The sequence below is a fragment of the Sphingomonas parapaucimobilis NBRC 15100 genome (genome assembly GCF_000787715.1).
Lineage (GTDB): Bacteria > Pseudomonadota > Alphaproteobacteria > Sphingomonadales > Sphingomonadaceae > Sphingomonas > Sphingomonas parapaucimobilis.
Genome location: NZ_BBPI01000079.1, coordinates 1 through 19185, shown reverse-complemented (window position 1 = coordinate 19185; position 19185 = coordinate 1). Strand labels below are relative to the sequence as shown.

The following is a 19185-nucleotide window of genomic DNA, read 5'->3' as shown; positions in this document are numbered from 1 at the left end:
GGATCAGGCTTCGTCGGTGTCGACAAGCTTCCAGTTCGGATCGCCGCTTTTCAACGTGCGGGCGAAGGTCCAGACATCGTGCGTCTCGACCGCATCGCTCAGCGAACCGGCGATGACATGGCCATCGGCATCGCGCGTCACGGCGGCGATATCGGCATCGAAGCGGACCGTAATGCGCGCCTCGCGACCCTCGACCTGTGCATCCACGATCTTGGCGCTGTCGACCCGGATCAGGCGATTGTCGAGCGAATGGCCCGCCTCGCGCCGCTGCTCGATCGCCTCGGCAAAGGCGGCCAGCACGTCGCGTTCGACCAGATCGGCCAGCGTGTCCTCGTCACCCTTCCAAAAGGCTTCCAGCGTCATGCGATAGGCGGCCTGCGCACCGTTCAGGAACTGCGCCACGTCGAAGCCGGCCTCGCCCGCGATCACCGCGCGCAGGCCCTGTTCGGCGCGCGGATCGATGTTGCGGTTGGCGACCGGCGCGGACGCCTGCGCCGCCTCGGTCGTGCGGGGCAGCGTCACGGGCAGCGGCCGGTCATCGGCACTGCGCGCCAGCGGCTGCTGCTCATGGCCGGTGCGCTTGCCCAGGACACTGTACAGCCGCAGTGCGAGGAAGAGCGCGACCATCGCGAGAAGAACGACGTAGAATAACAACACAGGCGCCTTTCACTATCGTGACCGATATAGGCGTACGAGCCGACAATGAAAACCCGGCCTTCCGACGAAGCGGGCAAGGTTGAAACCATGCCGACCCGCTGCTACGCGCAACGACTATATGGCCGAACGCGCGAACCCGCCCTTTCGGTTCCTTATCTCCCTTGATCTAACGCAAAGGTTTCGACGATGGACGAACAGGGTTTGCCGCAGGGCTTTGAAGCGCCGAACGGCGACGATGCCGGCCCCGCCGCCGGTATGATCTCGCAATATGTGAAGGACCTGTCGTTCGAGAACCCGAACGCGCCCGCCATCTATCAGGCGCAGACCGCGCCGGGCATCGACGTGCAGTTCAACATCTCGGCGGCGCAGGTCGGCGAGGAAGTCCATGAGCTGACCCTGAAGATCGAGGTTCGCGCCGAGTCCGAGGGCAAGACCGCCTTCATCGTCGATCTCAGCTATGCCGGTCTCTTCGGCTTCCGCAACGTGCCCGCCGACCAGATCCAGCCTTTCATGCTGGGCGAAGCGCCGCGCCTGCTCTTCCCCTTCGCCCGCCGCGTGCTGGCCGATGCGGTGCGCGACGGCGGCTTCCCGCCGCTGATGCTCGAACCGATCGACTTCGCGCAGCTGTATCTGCAGCAGGCCGATGCCCAGGCGGGTGCGCAGCCGAACACCCCGGAAACCGGCCACGCCTGATCCGGACTGACAGATGAACCTGACCAAGGCGCTCGGCTCGGTCGGCGGGCTGACTCTGGCCAGCCGCGTGCTTGGTCTGGTTCGCGACTCGCTGTTCTTCCGCTTCGTCGGCGCGAACTTCGCCTCCGACGCGTTCCAGATCGCGTTTCGCCTCCCCAACATGTTTCGCGCCCTCTTTGCGGAGGGCGCCTTTTCCGCCGCCTTCATCCCGATGTTCAACCGCAAGGTGGCGGAAGGGGATAAGGCGGCGGAAGGCTCGGGCCTGGCGCATGGCCTGGCCTTTGCTGAGAACGCGCTGTCGGTCTTGCTGCCCGTGCTGATCGTCATGACCGCGATCGTCGAGCTGGCCGCCTGGCCCGTCACCTGGGTCCAGACCTTCGGTTACGGCAAGGGCACGCCTGCGCAGTTCGACTATATCGTTCTGCTCAACCGGCTGACCTTCCCCTATCTGCTGTTCATCAGCCTGGTGTCGCTATTGGGCGGCATCCTCAATTCGCTGCACCGTTTCTGGGTGAATGCGGCCGCGCCGATTCTGCTCAACCTGACGCTGATCGTCGCCCTGCTGTTCTTCCACACGCACGAGCCTATGGCGACCGCTCGGAACCAGGCGATCGCGGTCACGGTCGCGGGCATCCTTCAATTTGTCTGGCTCTGGTGGGCGTGCCGCCGCGCGGGCGTGCGGCTTCGGCTGAAGCGGCCGGTCATCAACGATGACGTCAAGCGCTTGATGAAGCTGATCCTGCCCGCCGCCGCCGGTGCGGGCGCGGTGCAGATCAACCTCGTCATCTCGACCGCGCTGGCCGCCCGCTTCCTGCCCGAGGGGTCGGTATCCTATATCTATGCCGCCGACCGGCTGAACCAGTTGCCACTCGGGTTGATCGGCATCGGCCTCGGCACCGTCTTGCTCCCCACCGTCTCGCGTCTGCTGGGCGCGGGCAAGGAGGTCGAGGCGATGGAGACGCAGAACCGGGGCATGGAGCTGGCGCTGCTGCTCACCCTGCCCGCCACCGTCGCGCTGATCGTCTGTGGCCAGCCGATCGTCGCCGCGCTGTTCGAGCATGGCAAATTCACCGCCACCAACAGCTATTATACCGCGCAGGCACTTGCCGCCTTCTCGATCGGGCTGCCCAGCTATATCCTCGTGAAGGTGCTGACGCCGGGCTATTATGCGCGCGCTGATACCCGGACGCCGGTGCGCTATGCGACCTGGTCGATGCTGGTCAATCTGGGGCTGAACCTGATCTTCATCTGGTGGCTGGGCCATATGGGGCCGCCGCTGGCCACCGCCATCGCCTCCACGGTCAATGTCGTGCTGCTCTATCGCACGCTGGCCAAGCGCGGGCATTTCGTGGCCGATGCGCAGCTGCGGCGGCGCAGCTGGCGGATGCTGGTCGCCGCCCTGTTGATGGGCGGGGCGATGGCGCTGCTCAACGAACGGTTCCAGCCCTATGTGACCGGCACCAACCTCGAGCGCTGGGGCGCGCTCATCGTGCTGGTCGCGACGGGGATGCTGGTCTATGCGGTCGCCACCTTCGCGACGGGCGCCTTCCGTCTCGGAGACATCAAGCGGCTCGTTCGCCGCAACAGTTGAGGACCATCATGCGCGTCGTTTCCGGCATCAAGCCCACGGGCAACCTTCATCTCGGCAATTATCTGGGCGCCGTGAAGCAGTGGGTGGCGATGCAGGACGACATCCAGGCCCAGGGTGGCGAGACGATGTACTTCATCGCCGACCTGCACGGCCTGACCGAATGGATCGCGCCCGAGGCGATGGCGGCCAACACCATCGAGATGACCGCGACGCTGATCGCCGCCGGGATCGATCCCGAACGCTCGATCCTGTTCAACCAGACGCGCGTGCCGCAGCATAGCGAGCTGGGCTGGCTGCTGAACAATGTCGCGCGCGTCGGCTGGCTGAACCGCATGACCCAGTTCAAGGACAAGGCGGGCAAGAACCGCGAGGGCGCCAGCGTCGGCCTGTACGACTATCCGGTGCTGATGGCCGCCGACGTGCTGCTCTACAATGCCACCCACGTCCCGGTGGGCGAGGACCAGAAGCAGCATCTGGAGCTGGCGCGCGACATCGCGACCAAGTTCAACAACGACTATGGTCGCGAGCTGTTCACCCTCCCCGAACCGTTCATCAGCAAGGCCGCGCCGCGCATCATGTCCTTGCGCGACGGGTCGGCGAAGATGTCCAAGTCCAACCCATCGGAAATGTCGCTGGTCAAGCTGATCGACAGCGATGACCAGATCGCCGAGAAGTTCCGCAAGGCCAAGACCGATGCTGACGTCCTGCCCGACACGATGGAGGGGCTGGAAGGCCGTGCCGAGGCGCGCAACCTGATCACCATCTTTGCTGCGCTGGCCGACCGCGCACCCGCCGATGTGCTGACGCAGTTCGCGGGCCAGGGCTTCGGCGCGTTCAAGCCGGAGCTGGCCGATCTGGCGGTTGCCACGCTGGGTCCGATCCGCGAACGGCTGACCCGGTTGCTCGACGATCGCGGCGAAGTAGGCCGCATCCTGGAGCGGGGCGCGGAGAAGGCGCGCGATCTGGCCGCACCGATGCTGCTCGACGTGCAGCGGACCATGGGCCTGCAAATCTGATGGCCGCCAGCCCCGTCACTCGATTCGGGTGACGGGGACCTCCGAAGGGACTCGCATGGCCTTCGACTTCGCTCAGGCGGAACGGCGGGAGGGAATTGGGGTGTATACAAAACCCCGTTCAGGCTGAGCGAAGTCGAAGCCCACGCCCCTGCGCTCACCGCTGGCGCACAGAGCCGAACTCACGCCACGATTGATGGAGAGGTCGCGCAGGCCATAGGGTCGCGCCGATCGGCGGCACGGCTCTCTATCTCGCAATGCCGACCCGTGGCCTTCGACTTCGCTCAGGCTGAACGGAGAGAGGAGAGCAGGTCGAATACCTAAAGCCGTTCAGGCTGAGCCCTTCGGCTGGCTGGCAAGCCAGCCGCTCAGGATAAACTTCGCCGCATAGCGCCGAAGTCGAAGCCCATGCCCCACCCCGAAGGGTTTACCCCTCCAATTCCTTCATCAGCACCCGCACCGCATTGTCGATATCGCGGTCGGTATCGCGCAGTTCCTCGATCTTGCGCACCGCATAGATCACCGTCGAGTGATCGCGCCCGCCGAACTTGCGCCCGATCTCGGGCAGCGAGCGGGTGGTCAGGCGCTTGGCGAGGTACATGGCGATCTGGCGCGGGCGGGCGATCGCGCGGGCGCGGCGGGCCGAGACCAGATCGAGCGGCTTCAGCTCGAAATGGCGGCTGACCAGCTTCTGGATTTCGTCGATGGTGATCCGCCGCTGCGCGCCGCGCAACACCTCGCCCAGCGTGGCGACGGCGAATTCCATGTCGATCTTGTCGCCGGTCAGCTGCGCATAGGCGACGACGCGGTTCAGCGCGCCCTCCAGCTCGCGGATATTGCCGCGAATCCGCGAGGCGAGCAGGTCCAGCACATCGGTCGGCACCTGGATCTCGGGGAGATCGGCGACCTTGCGGTTCAGGATCGTCCGGCGCAGCGTCAGGTCGGGTGCCTTGATATCGGCGACCAGGCCAGCGCCCAGACGGCCGATGATGCGCGGCTCGACGCCGTCCAGCGACTGGGGCGAACGATCCGCCGAAATGACCAGCCGCTTGCCTGCGCCGACCAGTTCGTTGACCGTGTGGAAGAATTCTTCCTGGGTCGAATCCTTGCCCGCGATGAATTGAAGGTCGTCGATCAGCAGCAGATCGGCCGAGCGCAGCCGCGACTTGAAGCTGTGCGTGTCGCGGGCGCGCATCGCCGCGACGAAATCGAACATGAAACGCTCGGCCGACATGCACAGCACGACCGCTTCGGGATGCGATTCGAGAAAGGCATGGGCGATGGCGTGCATCAGATGCGTCTTGCCCTGCCCCGTGCCACCATGAAGGAACAGCGGGCTGAACCGCGGCGGGCCTGGCTCGGCGAGCGACAGCGCGGCGTTGAACGCGACACGGTTCGACGAATCGACCACGAATCGATCGAAGGTCAGGCGCGGATCGAGCGGCGGCCGATCAGCGGGAACACGCAGCGCGGGGGCCGGCGCGGCGGCCACCGGCGCAGGAGCCGCCGCCCTGGCACGCGTCTGACGCGGCGCAGGGGTCGGTGCTGGCGCTGGCGCACCGAACAGCGAGGGCTGCTCGTCGACCTCGACCGGCGGCACCGGCGCTGCGGTCACGGCTCGCGGGGCGGGCGTGGCATCAAGGGTCTCGACACTGGTCAGGCGCGCGACCTTGCTGGGGGCACGGGTTTCGAGGACGACCGAGCGAATTTCGGGCAGCACCGCCCTGAATTCCAGATGGAGTCGGTCGGCATAGTGGCTGCGCACCCAGTTGGTCGCAAAGGCCGAGGGGAGCGCCAGACGGACCGTATCGGGCTCGTCGCCCTCGATCAGTTCCATCGGCTTCAGCCACTGATCGAACAGCCGGGCTCCTGCCGATTCGCGCAGGTTCGCGCGGACGCGCGCCCAGGCACGTGCCTGGTCCGTCGTCGGTCGCGTTGCCTGCCAGTTCGTCACCCGCGCACTCCACTTCTGCCGACCCCCATGATGGGCGGTCGAGCCCCTATTCCACTTGGCGACACGTAGCCCATCGGCGAATCAAACGGATTCGACCCGGTCTGTCACTTCGCAATGTCCATGACGCGGGGCACGAAGCACCGCCGCTGGGAAACCGATTATGAGCGATGACGGGGTCGGATCAAGACCATGTCCGGCCATAAATCTGAAATAAACGGGATTGACAGCCAAAAGCCCGCAGAAACCCGTCCAACTATCTCGTAACCCGCTGATTTTGCTGAATATTTGCCAAGGCGCGCGTCATCGCTCCGCAACTCGAATCTCTCGAATCGCGGGCAAAGCTGGCGTTGCGCGAAACGCGGGATTGTTCCCGCGGATCACGTTGCGCGAAGCGTTAAGAATGGATGACGGACGCACGAAAAAACCCGCCGGGGGACCGCCCCCGGCGGGTTTCATTCGTCGCGAAACCGAGAGGCTTAGGCCAGTGCGGCGATACGCTTGGTCAGGCGCGAGAACTTGCGCGAGACAGTGTTCTTGTGCAGCACGCCCTTGGCGACGCCACGGGCCATTTCCGGCTGCGCCGCGGCCAGAGCGACCGTCGCGGTTTCCTTGTCACCAGCGGCCAGGGCAGCTTCGACCTTCTTCACGAAGGTGCGGATGCGGCTGACGCGGTTGCCGTTGATGACGGCGCGACGCTCGTTGCGACGGATACGCTTTTTGGCCTGCGGCGTGTTCGCCATGAAAACCTCTAAATCTCGATCAAAAGGGAAAAGCGGCGCGACGCACCAGCTTTGAAGCCGCCGCCCTTACCGGCTGGCGGACTTCGCGTCAACCGCGCTGGCAGGTCGCACACCAGAAAGTCGAGCGCCCCGAATCGGTTCGCCGCCGGACGATGGCGCCGCATTCGCAATGCTCACCCTCGCGACCATAGACGCGCCATTCCTTGGAAAAATAGCCCAGTTCGCCGTCGGGCCGCACATAATCGCGAAGCGACGAACCGCCCGCCAGGATCGCGGCCTCCAGAACGGCGCGGATCGATTCGACCAGCCGCGCGAGTCGCGCCTTCGAGATCTGCCCGCCCGCGCGGCCCGGCGTGATTCCCGCCATGTGCAGCGCCTCGCACACATAGATATTGCCGAGCCCCGCCACGATCCGCTGGTCGAGCAGCATCGCCTTGATCGGTGCCGCCCGCCCCTCCAGCGCCTTGGCCAGATAGTCGGCGGTGAAGTCCGGCCCCAACGGCTCCGGCCCCATCGTCAGGAAGGGCGGATAGTGCGCCAGATCGGCGGTCGACCACAGGTCGACGAAACCGAATCGCCGGGGGTCGTTCAGCGCCAGCCGCCGCCCCGCCGCCGTCTCCAGTAGCAGGTGGTCATGCGTCTGCGGCTCGCCCGGATCGATCCGCCAGCGTCCCGACATGCCAAGATGGAAGACCATGGTGTCGCCGCGATCGGTGTCGATCAGGCCGTATTTCGCACGGCGGCCGAGCGACGTGACGGTCGCTCCCGTCATCCGCTGGCGCAGATCGGCCGGAAAGGGATGGCGCAGGTCGGGGCGGCGCGGATCGACCAATGTCAGCCGCGCGTCCGCCAGCACCGGGGTCAGGCCGCAGACCGTGGTTTCGACCTCGGGAAGTTCGGGCATTTTCTCTCTGAATGGCTTTCGTCACCAAACAGCTAGGTAGCGTTTGCCCCGCCAGCAAGGCCGGGCTAGGGCATCCCCATGAGCGATACCGTCTCCTTCGGCTATGAAGATGTGCCCCGCGACGAAAAGGTCGCCCGTGTCGGCAGCGTGTTTACGAATGTCGCCGCCAAATATGACCTGATGAACGATGCCATGTCGGGCGGTATGCACCGGCTGTGGAAGGATCGCTTCGTGCGCCGGGTGAAGCCCCGCGCCAGCGACCAGATTCTCGACATGGCGGGCGGCACCGGCGACATCGCCTTCCGCCTGGCCGAGTCGGGTGCCAGCATCACGGTGGCCGATATCAATCCGGCGATGCTGGAAGTCGGCATGAAGCGCGCGGCCGAGCGCGGCTTCGACGAGCTGGTCTGGACCGAGGCCAATGCCGAGTCGCTGACCTTCCCCGACAAGTTCTTCGACGCCTATACGATCGCGTTCGGCATCCGGAACGTCACCGACATTCCGGCGGCACTGAAGGAAGCGCACCGGGTCCTGCGGCGCGGCGGCCGGTTCTTCTGCCTGGAATTCTCGACCACGGTGTGGCCGGGCTTCTCGGAAGTCTATGACGCCTATTCGCACAAGCTGGTGCCCAAGCTGGGCCAGATGCTGGCGGGCGATGCCGACAGCTACCGCTATCTGATCGAGTCGATCCGCCGCTTCCCCGACATGCCGACCTTCGAGCGGATGATCCGCGAGGCGGGCTTCGTCGAGACCAAGGTCGAGCCGATCATGGGCGGCCTGGTCGCCATCCACTCCGGCTGGAAGATTTGATGCGAGGACGCCTGGGCGGACAGGCCCTGTGACCCAGCCGGTGGTGCATCTCTGGCGTCTGCTCAAATGGGGGCGGACGCTGGCGCGGCATGGCGCGCTGAAGGGTATCGAGCGCGATCCCAACACGCCCGCGCCCGTGCGGCGGCTGGCGCGTGTCGCCCGTTTCGGCGCGCGCGTACCTGCCAAGCCCGCCTATGCCGATGCGTTCCAGGCGATCGGCCCGGCGGCGATCAAGCTGGGCCAGACGCTGGCGACCCGGCCCGATCTGGTCGGCGACGAGGCCGCGCACGACCTGCTCCGCCTTCAGGACCAGTTGCCCCCCGTCCCCTTCGCGACGATCGCCGCCGCGATGGAGGCCAGCATGGGCCGTCCGCCCTCGCACTTCTTTTCCTCGATCGAGGAAACCCCGGTCGGCGCCGCCTCGATCGCGCAGGTCCACCGCGCGGTGACGACCGACGGGCGCACGGTTGCGGTCAAGGTGCTGCGCCCCGGTGTCGAGGACGACTTCACCCGCGCCATCGACACCTATCAATGGGCCGCCGCCCAGGTCGAGGGGATGAGCCCCGAGGCCGCGCGCCTGCGCCCGCGCCTGACGGTCGAGAATTTCCGCCGCTGGACGCTGCGCGAGCTGAACTTCCGGCGCGAGGCCGCCAGCGCGTCCGAACTGGCCGAGGCGATGACCGCCGAGCCCGATTTCATGGTGCCGCAGATCGACTGGCAGCGTTCCACCGCCAAGGTCCTGACGGTCGAGTGGGTCGACGGCATCAAGCTGTCCAACCGGCAGGCGCTGGTCGAGGCGGGCTATGACCTGCCGCATCTGGCGCAGACCCTGGTGCGCGCCTTCCTGCGCCAGGCGATCGCGGAAGGCTTCTTCCACGCCGACATGCACCAGGGCAATCTGTTCGCGCTACCCGGCAACAAGATCGCTGCGATCGACTTCGGCATCATGGGCCGGATCGACCGGCGCGCGCGTGTCTGGCTGGCCGAGATCCTCTATGGCCTGATCACCGGCAACTACAAGCGCGTCGCCGAGATCCATTTCGAGGCGGGTTACGTCCCCTCGCACCATAATGTCGCCGAGTTCGCGACCGCGCTGCGTGCGGTCGGTGAACCGATGCGCGGCCTGCCGGTCAAGGACATGTCGATCGGCATGATGCTGGACGGCCTGTTCTCGATCACCCGCGACTTCGACATGGTGACGCAGCCGCACCTGCTGCTGCTGCAAAAGACGATGGTGATGGTCGAGGGCGTGGCGACCAGCCTGGACCCCGATATCAACCTTTGGGACTCAGCCGCGCCGTTCGTGCGCGAATGGATCAGGACCGAACTGGGGCCTGAAGCGAAGATCGCCGACCGGCTGATCGAGGATGTCCAGACGCTCGCCCGCCTGCCCGAACTGGTCCGCCGGATCGAGGCGCGCTATCCCGCGCCCGGTGGCGAGCCGCCTGCCCCGCCTCTGAAAGCGATCGAGGTCGTGCGGATCGGTGGCGGCTGGCGTTATGCGTTGATCTCGATGCTGTCGGCGGCCGCCGGGGTCGCGGCCACCTTCGCCGTACTGCGATAGGATGCTGGGGTAGGCATGCCGGGCAGCGCGCCCCCCGTTCCCCCGCGCCGCATCTCGCGGCCGCTCTGGCTGAGCCAGCCGGGGCGGTTGTCGGGCATGACGCCCCCGGTCGCGATCGGGGTGCTGGCGCTGCTGGTCGGGCTGATCGCGGGGATGCTCTGGACCGGCGGCGATGCCGATCCGGTTGCCGACCGTCTGGCGCCCATTTCGGCCGCGATCCTCGACCATGTGCGGCACGGGCAGGATTTCTATTCGGCCGCGATCGACGCCCTGCGCGAAAATGGGCGGCCGCTGCGCCCCGTGCTGCTCGCAGTGCCCCTGCCCGCGCTGCCCGTCACCCTGTCGCTGTTGCCGCCGCTGGTCGGTCAGCTGCTGCTCGTCTTGCTGGGCCTGGCGGTGATCGCGGGCTGGGCGCGGCGGTGCTGGCCGCTGATCGAGGGGCGCGGCCCGCGCGCATTGGCGATCGTCCTGCTCGTCGCCGGACTCTATCCGGCGCTCGACCGGGCGATGGTGTCGGTGCCCGAAGTGTGGGCCGCTCTGCTGATCGCGCTGTCGCTGGTGCAGCGGCGGCCCGATGCCATGCCGACCGCGGTCGCGCTGGGGCTGGCCGCGATGATCCTCAGCCCCTTGGCGCTTCTCCATGCGCTGCTGATGGGGTTTCTCGCCTGGCGTGCGGGGGCGGAGCGCGAGGCGACGGGGTGGATCGGGGCGACCGCCGTCGCGATGATCCTCTATGCCGCCCATGCCCATAGGCTGAATGCGATGGTCGGTCCGATCGACCCCGCCATCGCCTCGCCCATCGCGCTCCAGTCGCCGGGCGAGTGGCTGGCGGCGATCGCCTCGGCCAGCGGGGTCGGGGCACTGCCCGCCGTCATCATACTGCCGCTGGCGGTGCTGGCGGCGCTGGGCTGGGCGCATTGGCGACAGCCGGTGGCGCGGCGGACGGGGATTACGCTGGCCGCCTATGCACTGTTCGGCCTTCTGACCGGCGCGCCCGCCTTTGCGCTGGCGGTGGCGCCGCTTATCTTCCTCGGCGTCGTCTTCGCGCCTGACGCGGTTCGCGAACTGATTGCCGCCGCGCGCGACCGGCGACGCATCACCGTGACGCGAGTCGTGCGATGAGCCATATCCTGTTGATCGTCGGGGGCGGGATCGCCGCCTACAAGAGTTGCGAGCTGATCCGCCTGCTGCGCAAGGCCGGGCATAGCGTGCGCTGCGTCCTGACCGAGGGGGGCAGCCATTTCGTCACGCCGATGACGCTGGCCGCCCTGTCGGAAAATCAGGTCTTCACCACGCTCTGGGACCTGAAGGACGAGGCGGAGATGGGGCATATCCAGCTCAGCCGCGAAGCCGATCTGGTCGTCGTCGCGCCGGGCACCGCCGACCTGATGGCGCGGATGGCGAACGGCCATGCCGATGATCTTGCGACGACACTGCTGCTCGCCACCGATACGCCGGTGCTGGTCGCGCCCGCGATGAATGTCCGCATGTGGCTGCACCCCGCGACCCAGCGCAACGTGGCGCAGCTGCGCGCCGATGGCGTGGAGGTGATGGCCCCCGACGAAGGCGCGATGGCGTGTGGCGAGTTCGGCCCCGGCCGCCTGCCTGAGCCACCCGCGATCCTGGCGGCGATCGAGGCGAAGCTGACGCCTGTTCACCGTCCGCTCGCGGGGCGACATGTGCTGGTGACGGCGGGACCGACCCACGAGCCGATCGATCCCGTCCGCTACATCGCCAACCGCTCCTCGGGACGACAGGGCTTTGCGGTCGCGGGCGCCTTGGCGGCGCTGGGCGCGCGGGTGACGCTGATCGCTGGGCCGGTGACTTTGCCGACTCCGGCGGGCGTTACCCGCGTGAATGTCGAGACGGCGCGCGACATGGCGCAGGCGGTCGCCAAGGCACTGCCCGCCGATGCCGCCGTGATGGTTGCCGCCGTCGCCGACTGGCGGGTCGAGGCGGCCGGGCAGAAGGTGAAGAAGGATGGCGGCGCGGCGCCTGCGCTGACGCTGGTCGAGAATCCCGACATCCTCGCCACTCTCGCCGCTTCGCCCAACCGACCCGCGCTGGTCGTCGGTTTCGCGGCCGAGACCGAGCATGTCATCGATCATGCCGTCGCCAAGCGCCTGCGCAAGCGCGCCGACTGGATCGTGGCGAACGACGTATCGGGCGATGTGTTCGGCGGCGAGGCTAACCGGGTCCACATCGTCACCGCCCAAGGTGTCGAAAGCTGGGAGCGGATGAGCAAGGACGAGGTTGCCACGAGACTCGCGCAACGTATCGCCGATGCGCTACAAGCGCGGTCATGACGACTGCACCAATCTCCATTGCCATCAAATATTTGCCCCATGGCGAGGGGCTTCCCCTGCCCGCCTATGCCACGCCCGGCGCGGCTGGCATGGACGTTGTCGCCGCAGAGACGCTGACGCTGGAGCCGGGCAAACGCGCCGCTGTCGCCACCGGCTTCGCCATCGCGATCCCGCCGGGTTACGAGGTGCAGGTGCGCCCGCGCTCGGGCCTGGCGCTGAAGAACGGCATCACCTGCCTCAATACGCCCGGCACGATCGACGAGGATTATCGCGGCGAAGTGAAGGTGATCCTCGCCAATCTGGGCGACGAGCCGTTTCAGGTGGTGCGCGGCGAACGCATCGCCCAGCTTGTCCCCGCCCCCGTCCAGCGCGCCACACTGACCGAAGTCGACGAACTCGACTCGACCGAGCGGGGTGATGGCGGCTTCGGATCGACCGGGCGGTGATCGCGGCGCTGCTCCTCGCCGCCGCGACCCAGGCGATCGCTCCGACGCCGCCGCTGACACCGGTACTCCCGCCGACCGCGCCCGGCCCGGTCGAGCCGCCGCATGACTGGTCGACGCTGGGCATGCTGACCCTGCCGCCCGCCGGACCCGATCTGGTCCGCTTCGTGCGCGACGAAGTGACGGCGGGGCGTTGCACGCGCGCCCGACAGGACGACGCACAGACGGTGCTGGTCGTGCCGCTCGCGATCCGGATCAGCGCGGACGGCCATGCCGACAGCGTGGTGCCGCTCGCCATCGGCTGCCCCACGGTCGAACAGTTCAGCGCGGGCGCGGCCCAGCGCATGGTCCGCCATCTGGCGCACCGTACCATGATCCCGGGCGGTCGCTGGTATCGGACGGTCATCACCTATACATGGCCGGGATGATCCTGAACGACGACGAACTGGCCCGTTATGCCCGCCACATCGTGCTCCGTGAATTTGGCGGCGGCGGGCAGCTGAAACTGAAACAGGCCAGGGTTACGGTGATCGGCGCGGGCGGGATCGGCTCGCCCGCCATCCAGTATCTGGCGGCGGCGGGCATCGGATCGCTGGTGCTGATCGACGACGATGTGGTCGAGCCGTCCAACCTGCAACGCCAGACCATCTTCACGACCCAGGATCGCGGCACGCCCAAGGTCGAAGCCGCCGCCGCCCATGTCGCGCGGCTGAACCCGCATGTCGCCGTGACGGTCCACCGGGCGCGCGTGACGCCGGACAATGCCGCCGCGCTGATCGAGGGCGCCGACGTGGTGCTGGACGGCTGCGACAATTTCGCGACCCGGCTGGCGGTGGCCGATGCGGCGCTGGGCTTGCGCATCCCCCTCGTCTCGGCGGCTGTCGGGCAGTTCGAGGGGCAATTGGCGGTCTATCGCGGCTGGGAAGCGGACAAGCCCTGTTATCGCTGCTTCGTCGGCGAGGCGGCCGACCAGGCCGGGCTGACCTGCGCCGATGACGGCGTGTTGGGGCCGGTGACGGGGGTGATGGGCAGCCTGGCCGCGCTGGAGGCTCTGCGCGCCGCCGCGCCGTTCGGGCGGGACAGTGCAGGAAGCATTCTGATCGCCGACATGCTGACCATGCGCTTCCGCACGCTCGCCCTGCCCAAGGATCCCGGCTGTCGTTGTGCCCGCACGGTCGCGGTGGCGGCATGAGCGCGCGGCCGACGCCGCCGTCGGGCTGGCTCGACTGGACGGGTGACAAGGGCTGGATCGGGCAGGTCACCGGCCTGCCCGACAGCACGCTGCACGCCTATGCGGGCATGGCGATCCTGACCCTCTCGGCGCTGGTCATGCGGCGCAAGCCTTGGGACTGGCGCTGCTGGCTGACCGTGCTGGTGATCGAGACGATCAACGAAGCCTATGACCTGCTCCAGCCCTTCTACGCCACCGACGAGGGCAATCTGCCCGCCAGTTGGTTCGACATATGGAACACGATGCTGTGCCCGACGCTGATCCTGCTGACTTTCGGCTGGCTCGCGCGGCGGGCGGAGAAGCGGGGGCGGTAAGCGCCATTCCTCCCCAAGCAGAGCTTGGGGAAGAATGAAAAAGGGGCGGCGGCCTCTCGGCCCCGCCCCTCTTCAACAACGCTGAAACCCAATCAGCCGAGCAGGTTCTTGGCAAACTCACGCACCGCCGGACCGATATCCTCGCGCGCCAGACCCAGCGCCAGGTTGGCCGTCAGCCAGCCTGCCTTGTCGCCGCAGTCGTAACGCTGCCCGTCGAAGGTGAAGCCATGGAAGGGCTGGTTGCCGATCAGCTTGGCCATCGCGTCGGTCAGCTGGATCTCACCACCCGCACCCGGTTCCTGCGCGTCGAGGATCTGCATGACCTCGGGCTGGAGGATATAGCGGCCGGGGATCATCAGGTTCGACGGCGCCTTGCCCTTGGGCTTTTCGACCAGCGCGGTGACTTCGGTCAGGCGGCCGTCCTGCTTGCCGGGCGAGATGATGCCGTATTTGTCGGTCTCGCTGTCGGGCACTTCCAGCGCGCCGATGACGTTGCCGCCGACCTGGTCATAGGCCTCGACCATCTGCTTCATGAAGCCGCCGACCATCAGTTCGTCGGGCAGCAGCACCGCGAAGGGCTCGTCACCGACGATCTCTCGCGCGCACCACACCGCATGGCCTAGGCCCAGCGGCTCCTGCTGGCGGACATAGACGGGCGAACCCGGCTTCTGGCGGATGCCCTCGATCACGGCGAGCGACTTGCCGCGCGCCTTCATCGTGGCTTCGAGTTCATAGGAGATGTCGAAATGATCCTCCAGCGCACCCTTGCCGCGGCCGGTGACGAAGATGATCTGCTCGATCCCCGCTTCCAGTGCTTCCTCGACGGCGTACTGGATCAACGGTTTGTCAACGACGGTCAGCATTTCCTTCGGCATCGATTTGGTCGCGGGCAGAAAACGCGTCCCCAGTCCCGCAACCGGGAAAACAGCCTTGCGAACCTTCTTGATCGTCATGAAACCTCCCTCAATCGGTCCGCCTCTAGCCGGATCGTTCGGCGCAACATAGCCTTGAGCGTCGGAATACGATTAGGGTGTCCTTAAAAATCGACAGGTTACACCGCCCCGATGACGCGTCCGCCACTCCCCGCTCCTATCCTGATCGTCTTCGGCACACGGCCGGAGGCGATAAAGCTGTTTCCCATCATCACGGCGTTGCGCGCATCGAATGCGGTGCCGGTCCGGGTCTGCGTGACCGCCCAGCATCGCGGGATGCTGGATCAGGTGCTCAGCATCGCCGGCCTGACGCCCGATCATGATCTGGACCTGATGGAACCGGGCCAGTCGCTCGACCGGCTGACCGCGCGGCTGCTGACCGGACTGGGCGAGGTGATGGATAGCGAGCGTCCCGCCATGGTCGTCGTCCAGGGCGATACCGCCACTGCCATGGCCGGGGCGCTGGCCGCCTATTACCGCAAGGTCCCGGTCGCCCATGTCGAGGCGGGCCTGCGCTCGGGCGATATCTATCAGCCATGGCCCGAAGAGGTGAACCGGCGCATGATCGCCCCCATCGCGGCCTTGCACTTTGCGCCGACCGAAACAGCGGCGGCCGCCCTGCGCGCCGAGGGGATCGATCCGGCGCGGGTCCATGTGACCGGCAACAGCGTGATCGACGCGCTCCACTGGACCCGGGCGCGGATCGCCGCCGATCCGGCGCTGGCGGCAGGCCTGGATCCCGTGCTGGCGCGGTTGGAGGGCAAGCGGATCCTGCTGGTCACGACCCACCGGCGCGAGAATTTCGGCGACGGCATGACCGCGATCGCCCGTGCGCTGCGCCGGATCGCGGAGCGGGAGGATGTCGGCATCCTCTTCCCCGTACACCCCAATCCCAATGTCGTGGCGGTGATGGATTCGGTGCTGGGCGATCATCCCGCCATCGCGCGAATCGCACCGCTCGACTATCCGCACTTCGTCCGCGCGCTGGACGCCGCGCATATCGTGCTGACCGACTCGGGCGGCGTGCAGGAGGAAGCGCCCGCGCTCGGCAAGCCGGTGCTCGTCATGCGCGAGACGACCGAACGCCCCGAAGGCGTGGCGGCGGGCACGGCCCGGCTGATCGGCACCGACGAGGACCGGATCGCTCAGGAAGTCTTTGCGTTGCTCGACGACACAGACCGTTATGCCGCCATGGCGCGTGCGCACAATCCGTTCGGTGCAGGCGATACCGCCGAGCGGATCAACAGGATCATGACCCATGCCCTTGGACTCTGAACTCTTGGTCACGGTGATGGGGCTGGGCTATATCGGCCTGCCCACTGCCGCGATCATCGCGCGGACCGGCGCGATGGTGACCGGCGTCGACGTCACCCCGTCGGTCGTCGAGACGATCAATTCGGGCCGCGTCCATATCGAGGAGGTCGATCTGGACGGCCTGGTATCGGGCGTGGTCGCGCGCGGCAACCTGAAGGCCTCGCTGACCGTCGCCCCGGCCGATATCTTCGTCATCGCGGTGCCGACCCCCTTTACCGACGACCGCCAGCCGGACATCACCTATGTGCTCGACGCCGCGCGCGCGATCGCGCCGGTGCTGAAGACCGGCGACACGGTGATCCTGGAGTCGACGTCGCCCGTCGGCACGACCGAGCAGGTCCGCGACCTGATCGCGCGCGAACGGCCCGACCTGAAGCTGCCGGGCGCCACCCGCCCCGGCGAGCAGGCCGATCTCGCCATCGCCTATTGCCCCGAGCGCGTTTTGCCCGGCCGTATCCTGGTCGAGCTGATCGACAATGACCGGGTCATCGGCGGCATCACGCCGCGCTGTGCCCGCAAGGCGCTGGCCTTTTACCGGCGCTTCGTGCGCGGCGCCTGCGTCACCACCACCGCGCGCGCGGCAGAGATGACCAAGCTGACCGAGAACGCGTTTCGCGACGTCAACATCGCCTTTGCCAACGAGCTAAGCCTGGTGGCCGATACGCTGGGCGTCGATGTGTGGGAGGTGATCCGGCTCGCCAACCGCCACCCGCGCGTCAACATCCTGTCACCCGGCCCCGGCGTCGGCGGCCACTGCATCGCCGTCGATCCCTGGTTCCTGGTCGCCGCCGACCCCGCCAACACGCCGCTGATCCGCACCGCACGCGAGGTGAATGACGGCAAGACTGACCATGTCATCGCGCGCGCCGCCGCGATGATCGAGGCTCAGGATGGGCCGGTCGCCTGTCTCGGCCTCGCCTTCAAGGCCAATATCGACGACTTCCGCGAAAGCCCCGCGCTGAAGGTCGCCACCGCGCTCGCCGCCCGGTTCGGCGAACGCGTCCATATCGTCGAGCCCTATGCCACCACCCTGCCCCGCGCGTTCGACGGCACGGGTGCGCAGCTGACCGATATCGACACCGCACTGGAAACTTGCGAGGCGATGATCGTTCTGGTGGATCACGACATCTTCCGATCGGTGCCGCTCGACGAGCGTCGGGGCAAGACCGTCCTGGACACGCGCGGGCTCTGGCCCGACCAAAGCTGACGCCCATGTCGCATTGCACGGGGGCACGGTCGGGACTAAGCACAACCGCCCTTAGCGGATATCAGACCATCCATGCTTGCCAAGCTGTTGAATCTACGAAAGCGCGTTCCTGATTTCGTACCCGCCATGGTCCCCGGTCTGCGGGTCTATGCCGTTGGCGATATCCATGGTCGGCTGGACCTGCTCGACGCCATCCTGACCCGGATCGAGGCGGATCATGCGGCCCGGCCGCCCGCCGAACGCCACATCATCTTCCTGGGCGATCTCGTCGATCGCGGCCCCGATTCGGCTGGCGTGGTCGAGCGCATCCGCCAGCTCAGCGCGGACGATCGCCATGTCCATTGCCTGATGGGCAATCACGAGGAGATTTTCCTGCGCGCCATCGACGGCGACGACAAGGCGTTGCGTCTGTTCTGCCGAATCGGCGGGCGCGAGACGATGCTCAGCTACGGCGTCTCGAGCGAGGATTATGAGCGGCTCGACTATGCCGAGGTCGCCGAACGGCTGAAGGCCATCGTGCCGCACGAGCACCGGTTATTCCTGTCCAACCTCAAGGAAATCATGGTCCTGGGGGACTATGCCTTCGTCCATGCGGGCGTCCGCCCCGGCATCCCGATCGCCGAGCAGAAGCTGGCGGAAACACGCTGGATTCGCGACCCCTTCCTGGATCACCGCGCCCCCCTGGAGAAGATGGTCGTACACGGCCACACGGTCGCGCAAGAGGCCGAAATTCTGCCGCACCGCATCGGAATCGATACCGGGGCCTATCACAGCGACCGGCTGACCGCCCTTATGCTTGAGGACCAAGTGCAGCAGATTTTTTCCACCTGACGTCTCTTTACCGAGGCGAAACGTTTGTCGGGGCATTCCGTTGGACGGCAAAGCAACGTATGACTGCAAAGCGGTAAAGTAATGTTGCATTGCCGCATCAGTGTGGGAGCATAACTGTCCCATACTCGTTGGTGGGGTTGCCTTGGGACGGCGTGCGTGCCATGGCCCTACTGACATTATTAAGGGAGTTAGACATGCGTCTTGGGAAGTTTCTCGTCGCTGCTGCCGCCGTTTCGATGACCGTTGCTCCGGCAATGGCTGCGAACCCGGCTGCCAGCCTTTCGGTTTCGAAGTCGGTCCGCGCGTCGGCTCCGGCCGCCAAGAAGAACGGCCTGGCCGGCGGTGGCATCCTCGTTGCCGTCCTGGCGGCTGCTGCCGTCGTTGCCGGCATCGTTGTGGTCGCCGACTCGGACGATTCGGCCGACAGCAACTAAGTTGCTTCAGCCTTACGGCTGAAAGGAATAGCGGCCTTCGGGCCGCTATTTTTTTGTCTGGCGAAGATGGTGTTCGTTCGCCCTATCAGGAAGATAAGCCCTCGGTGGCGATGATCGGGCTGTAGCGACGATCAAAGCTCTCTCTGACCGGCGATCGGCCTTGGCGTATGCATTCAACGCTGGATGGCTTTGCCCATGGGCTAGAGTCGAAAACGATCAACTCTGCTTACCCCTCCCCTTCAGGGAA

General features: G+C 66.7%; 20 protein-coding genes. 15 read left to right on the top strand and 5 right to left on the bottom strand.

Going from position 1 to position 19185, the window contains the following annotated elements; genetic code table 11:
* Positions 1–3: 3 nt before the first annotated feature.
* Positions 4–657 (bottom strand): Tim44/TimA family putative adaptor protein, encoded by a 654-nt coding sequence (locus SP5_RS15065; protein WP_157013758.1) that lies wholly within the window; start codon positions 655–657, stop codon positions 4–6.
* 186 nt (positions 658–843) lie between these two features.
* Between SP5_RS15065 and secB the strand changes: the two genes are divergently transcribed.
* The 3 genes from secB to trpS are packed head-to-tail and all read left to right on the top strand — an operon-like array spanning position 844 to position 3957.
* Positions 844–1350 (top strand): protein-export chaperone SecB, encoded by a 507-nt coding sequence (secB, locus tag SP5_RS15060; RefSeq protein WP_042490310.1) that lies wholly within the window; start codon positions 844–846, stop codon positions 1348–1350.
* Between the two features lie 13 nt (positions 1351–1363).
* Positions 1364–2941: a murein biosynthesis integral membrane protein MurJ gene (murJ, locus tag SP5_RS15055; protein WP_042490309.1), complete on the top strand. Its 1578-nt coding sequence runs from the start codon at positions 1364–1366 to the stop codon at positions 2939–2941.
* An 8-nt stretch (positions 2942–2949) separates the two neighbouring features.
* The gene (gene trpS, locus SP5_RS15050) at positions 2950–3957 is read left to right on the top strand and encodes a tryptophan--tRNA ligase (RefSeq protein WP_042490307.1); all 1008 of its coding nucleotides are present in this window, start codon (positions 2950–2952) and stop codon (positions 3955–3957) included.
* 424 nt (positions 3958–4381) lie between these two features.
* On the opposite strand, the gene dnaA is transcribed toward trpS, so the two are convergent.
* The 3 genes from dnaA to mutM form a co-directional block, all read right to left on the bottom strand.
* Entirely contained in the window at positions 4382–5908 is a 1527-nt protein-coding gene (gene dnaA, locus SP5_RS15045) for a chromosomal replication initiator protein DnaA (protein ID WP_042490305.1), read from the bottom strand.
* 476 nt (positions 5909–6384) lie between these two features.
* Complete coding sequence (rpsT, locus tag SP5_RS15040; RefSeq protein ID WP_042490304.1) at positions 6385–6648, bottom strand: 30S ribosomal protein S20; 264 nt, start codon at positions 6646–6648, stop codon at positions 6385–6387.
* Positions 6649–6736: 88 nt separating this feature from the next.
* The gene (gene mutM, locus SP5_RS15035) at positions 6737–7552 is read right to left on the bottom strand and encodes a bifunctional DNA-formamidopyrimidine glycosylase/DNA-(apurinic or apyrimidinic site) lyase (protein ID WP_042490302.1); all 816 of its coding nucleotides are present in this window, start codon (positions 7550–7552) and stop codon (positions 6737–6739) included.
* A 78-nt stretch (positions 7553–7630) separates the two neighbouring features.
* Here mutM and SP5_RS15030 point away from each other — a divergent pair, with 78 nt between their 5' ends.
* From SP5_RS15030 to SP5_RS14995, 8 genes are read left to right on the top strand one after another with little or no spacing between them, the layout of a single operon-like run.
* Positions 7631–8362 (top strand): class I SAM-dependent methyltransferase, encoded by a 732-nt coding sequence (locus SP5_RS15030; protein ID WP_042490299.1) that lies wholly within the window; start codon positions 7631–7633, stop codon positions 8360–8362.
* Between the two features lie 28 nt (positions 8363–8390).
* A complete protein-coding gene (gene ubiB, locus SP5_RS15025) occupies positions 8391–9926 on the top strand; it encodes a 2-polyprenylphenol 6-hydroxylase (protein WP_042490297.1) in 1536 nt (511 codons plus the stop codon).
* Positions 9927–9941: 15 nt separating this feature from the next.
* Positions 9942–11048, top strand: a complete 1107-nt coding sequence (locus SP5_RS15020) for a hypothetical protein (protein WP_052811578.1) — start codon at positions 9942–9944, stop codon at positions 11046–11048.
* Positions 11045–12232 (top strand): bifunctional phosphopantothenoylcysteine decarboxylase/phosphopantothenate--cysteine ligase CoaBC, encoded by a 1188-nt coding sequence (gene coaBC, locus SP5_RS15015; RefSeq protein WP_042490294.1) that lies wholly within the window; start codon positions 11045–11047, stop codon positions 12230–12232. Before SP5_RS15020 ends, coaBC begins: the two co-directional genes overlap by 4 nt.
* Positions 12229–12678 (top strand): dUTP diphosphatase, encoded by a 450-nt coding sequence (gene dut, locus SP5_RS15010; RefSeq protein WP_042490292.1) that lies wholly within the window; start codon positions 12229–12231, stop codon positions 12676–12678. Before coaBC ends, dut begins: the two co-directional genes overlap by 4 nt.
* The gene (locus tag SP5_RS15005; protein WP_052811577.1) at positions 12675–13103 is read left to right on the top strand and encodes a hypothetical protein; all 429 of its coding nucleotides are present in this window, start codon (positions 12675–12677) and stop codon (positions 13101–13103) included. The genes dut and SP5_RS15005 overlap by 4 nt, the downstream gene beginning before the upstream one ends.
* Positions 13100–13867 (top strand): HesA/MoeB/ThiF family protein, encoded by a 768-nt coding sequence (locus SP5_RS15000; protein ID WP_042490329.1) that lies wholly within the window; start codon positions 13100–13102, stop codon positions 13865–13867. The genes SP5_RS15005 and SP5_RS15000 overlap by 4 nt, the downstream gene beginning before the upstream one ends.
* Complete coding sequence (locus tag SP5_RS14995; protein WP_042490290.1) at positions 13864–14220, top strand: hypothetical protein; 357 nt, start codon at positions 13864–13866, stop codon at positions 14218–14220. The genes SP5_RS15000 and SP5_RS14995 overlap by 4 nt, the downstream gene beginning before the upstream one ends.
* A 92-nt stretch (positions 14221–14312) precedes the next feature.
* Here the strand turns inward: SP5_RS14995 and galU are convergent, their stop codons facing one another.
* The gene (gene galU / locus SP5_RS14990) at positions 14313–15173 is read right to left on the bottom strand and encodes a UTP--glucose-1-phosphate uridylyltransferase GalU (RefSeq protein WP_042490289.1); all 861 of its coding nucleotides are present in this window, start codon (positions 15171–15173) and stop codon (positions 14313–14315) included.
* Positions 15174–15284: 111 nt separating this feature from the next.
* Here galU and wecB point away from each other — a divergent pair, with 111 nt between their 5' ends.
* The 4 genes from wecB (at position 15285) to SP5_RS14970 (ending at position 18938) form a co-directional block, all read left to right on the top strand.
* Entirely contained in the window at positions 15285–16427 is a 1143-nt protein-coding gene (wecB, locus tag SP5_RS14985; protein ID WP_042490287.1) for a non-hydrolyzing UDP-N-acetylglucosamine 2-epimerase, read from the top strand.
* Positions 16411–17673, top strand: a complete 1263-nt coding sequence (gene wecC / locus SP5_RS14980; RefSeq protein WP_042490285.1) for a UDP-N-acetyl-D-mannosamine dehydrogenase — start codon at positions 16411–16413, stop codon at positions 17671–17673. The genes wecB and wecC overlap by 17 nt, the downstream gene beginning before the upstream one ends.
* Positions 17674–17799: 126 nt before the next feature.
* Positions 17800–18504, top strand: coding sequence for a metallophosphoesterase family protein (locus tag SP5_RS14975; protein ID WP_245613512.1), 705 nt, complete (start codon positions 17800–17802; stop codon positions 18502–18504).
* 194 nt (positions 18505–18698) lie between these two features.
* Positions 18699–18938 carry a hypothetical protein gene (locus tag SP5_RS14970; protein WP_042490327.1) on the top strand — a complete coding sequence of 80 codons (240 nt, stop codon included), beginning with the start codon at positions 18699–18701 and terminating at the stop codon, positions 18936–18938.
* Positions 18939–19185: the final 247 nt, after the last annotated feature.

Bases quoted from the DNA above. Each gene is read 5' to 3' on its own strand.
- SP5_RS14970 (WP_042490327.1), top strand. From the start codon at position 18,699: ATGCGTCTTGGGAAGTTTCTCGTCGCTGCTGCCGCCGTTTCGATGACC.
- galU (WP_042490289.1), bottom strand. From the start codon at position 15,173: ATGACGATCAAGAAGGTTCGCAAGGCTGTTTTCCCGGTTGCGGGACTG.
- SP5_RS14975 (WP_245613512.1), top strand. From the start codon at position 17,800: ATGGTCCCCGGTCTGCGGGTCTATGCCGTTGGCGATATCCATGGTCGG.
- SP5_RS15000 (WP_042490329.1), top strand. From the start codon at position 13,100: ATGATCCTGAACGACGACGAACTGGCCCGTTATGCCCGCCACATCGTG.
- secB (WP_042490310.1), top strand. From the start codon at position 844: ATGGACGAACAGGGTTTGCCGCAGGGCTTTGAAGCGCCGAACGGCGAC.
- dut (WP_042490292.1), top strand. From the start codon at position 12,229: ATGACGACTGCACCAATCTCCATTGCCATCAAATATTTGCCCCATGGC.
- wecC (WP_042490285.1), top strand. From the start codon at position 16,411: ATGCCCTTGGACTCTGAACTCTTGGTCACGGTGATGGGGCTGGGCTAT.
- wecB (WP_042490287.1), top strand. From the start codon at position 15,285: ATGACGCGTCCGCCACTCCCCGCTCCTATCCTGATCGTCTTCGGCACA.
- SP5_RS15030 (WP_042490299.1), top strand. From the start codon at position 7,631: ATGAGCGATACCGTCTCCTTCGGCTATGAAGATGTGCCCCGCGACGAA.
- SP5_RS15020 (WP_052811578.1), top strand. From the start codon at position 9,942: ATGCCGGGCAGCGCGCCCCCCGTTCCCCCGCGCCGCATCTCGCGGCCG.
- murJ (WP_042490309.1), top strand. From the start codon at position 1,364: ATGAACCTGACCAAGGCGCTCGGCTCGGTCGGCGGGCTGACTCTGGCC.
- trpS (WP_042490307.1), top strand. From the start codon at position 2,950: ATGCGCGTCGTTTCCGGCATCAAGCCCACGGGCAACCTTCATCTCGGC.
- mutM (WP_042490302.1), bottom strand. From the start codon at position 7,552: ATGCCCGAACTTCCCGAGGTCGAAACCACGGTCTGCGGCCTGACCCCG.
- rpsT (WP_042490304.1), bottom strand. From the start codon at position 6,648: ATGGCGAACACGCCGCAGGCCAAAAAGCGTATCCGTCGCAACGAGCGT.
- coaBC (WP_042490294.1), top strand. From the start codon at position 11,045: ATGAGCCATATCCTGTTGATCGTCGGGGGCGGGATCGCCGCCTACAAG.
- SP5_RS14995 (WP_042490290.1), top strand. From the start codon at position 13,864: ATGAGCGCGCGGCCGACGCCGCCGTCGGGCTGGCTCGACTGGACGGGT.